At 71.3% G+C, this 652-nt stretch carries 1 protein-coding gene; it reads left to right on the top strand.

Annotation, left to right across the window (positions count from 1 at the left end):
* Positions 1-652, top strand: a 652-nt coding sequence (locus AC5LUJ_RS12205; RefSeq protein WP_493464956.1) for a YcaO-like family protein, incomplete at both ends; no start/stop codon positions are given.

Below are 652 nucleotides of genomic sequence, written 5' to 3'. Positions count from 1 at the left end.
TCGGGTGGCCCGCGTCGACAGGTTCGCCGGGTGGCGGGCGGACGGGTTCGGATTCGGTGCCACCCTCGGTGACGCCGGGCGGGCGCGTGGTGCGGCGATCGGTGAAGCGGTGGAGCGCTACTGCGGCAACGCCGTGCCGGCGGTGCTGCCGGTCGCGAGCTGGGAGGCGCTGCGCGCGCGGGGGATTGCCGCGACTGATCCGTGGGAGTTCGCGTTGTACTCCGACCGGCAGTACGCCGCGGCAGGCTTCCCGTTCGTCCGCTTCACCCGCGATCTAGAGGTTGCCTGGGCGACAGGCAGGGATCTGGTCAGCGGTGACAGCGTGCTCGTGCCGGCCTCACTGGTCTATCTCGACTACTTCCACGGCCCGCATCGCGCTGAGCCGCCGACGAACGCTCTCATGTACTCGGGGATCGCGGCCGGGGTGAGTCGGGCCGATGCGGAGACGGCGGCTTTGGAGGAGCTGTTCGAACGGGACGCGACCACGATCTGGTGGGCCTCCGGCGCACCGACACATGCGGTGACCGATGGGGGCGTGGTGACCGGTCAGCTGGGCCGGCCGTACCGGGATCGCCCCCTGACCGTCCGACTGCTCGCCGTCCCCTCCCAGCTGGGGGTTCCTGTCCTCGGGGCCTTTCTCGCGGACGAGGCC

Source organism: Protofrankia sp. CiP1_Cm_nod3 (assembly GCF_982290655.1).
This window is presented reverse-complemented; position numbering and strand designations above follow the sequence as displayed.